The 1,106-nt window shown below is 61.9% G+C and carries 1 protein-coding gene; it reads left to right on the plus strand.

Translation table 11 applies throughout. The annotated features are described in order from the left end of the window. Positions 1–249: 249 nt before the first annotated feature. Positions 250–1,106, plus strand: an 857-nt coding sequence (locus tag I6F35_RS39510) for an IS110 family transposase (RefSeq protein WP_346283253.1), incomplete at its 3' end; no start/stop codon positions are given.

The raw sequence follows: 1,106 nt of genomic DNA on the forward strand, positions 1-1,106 counted from the left end.
CTTGTATCTGCTCGGACATGATTTGTGCGATGGAAGCGACTTGCGCTTTGGCCGGTGGCCACCGGCCAAAGCGCGTGGCGATGTCGCCCGTTTCCCCCTCCGGCTACAACCGTGGGTGAGCTTTGGGATCTTCGCCATGTCACGCACGACCGAACAGTCGCTTGAGTTCCGATCGCATGGACAAGGCAGGTTACCGTGAAGAAGACGATTTGTGGAGTGGATGTCTCGAAGGCCAAGCTCGATGTCTGCATCGAACCTGGACGTCGATTTGCAAGTTTCGAGAACGATGCGGCAGGCATTGCAGAACTGGCCAGGTTCTGCCGTGAACATGCGGTCGCGCTGGTGGTCATGGAGGCCAGTGGCGGATATGAGCGACGGGCGTTCGTCCAACTGTGGGAGGCAGGGATCAGCTGTGCGCTGACCAACCCCCGCAACGTCCGCCGATACGCCGAGGCGATGGGCATTCTGGAGAAGACTGACCGGATCGACGCCTCCATCATTGCCCGCTTCGCCGATGCCAAGAACCTGGTTCCGACACCCTTGCCAAGCCAAGCCCAGCAACGCCTGAAGGCCCTGGTGGCAAGGCTCCGGCAGGTCACCGACGATCTCACCGTCCAGAAGCAGCGTCGCGCAAGCCTGCTCGATAATCCCGAGATGCTGGCCAGCCTCGACGAGGTGATCGCCCTGCTTAAGCGCCAATCCCGCTCGCTCGAGGGCGAAATTGGCTCCATGATCGACGACGATCCGCTGTGGGCAAAGCTCGCCGAGACCTGGCGCGAGATGAAAGGCGTTGCCGGACGGACCGTAGCACGCCTCCACGCCGAGATACCCGAGATCGGCACCCTGTCGAACAAAGCCATCGCCAAGCTTGTCGGTCTCGCCCCGATCGCCAACGACAGTGGCAAGCGAAAGGGCAAGCGCCCCACCCGCGGCGGCCGCGCCGGCGTGCGTTCGATCCTCTTCCTCGTCGCGGCCATCGCCGCCCGATACGACAAAAGCCTCGGAGAGTTCCGTGACAGGCTGCTCAGGGCCGGCAAAGAGAAAATGGTCATTCGCATTGCCTTGGCGCGCAAGCTCCTCGTCAGACTCAATGCAAAAGCTCGCGA

It is taken from the genome of Bradyrhizobium sp. BRP22 (genome assembly GCF_020194175.1).
Taxonomy (GTDB): Bacteria; Pseudomonadota; Alphaproteobacteria; order Rhizobiales; family Xanthobacteraceae; genus Bradyrhizobium.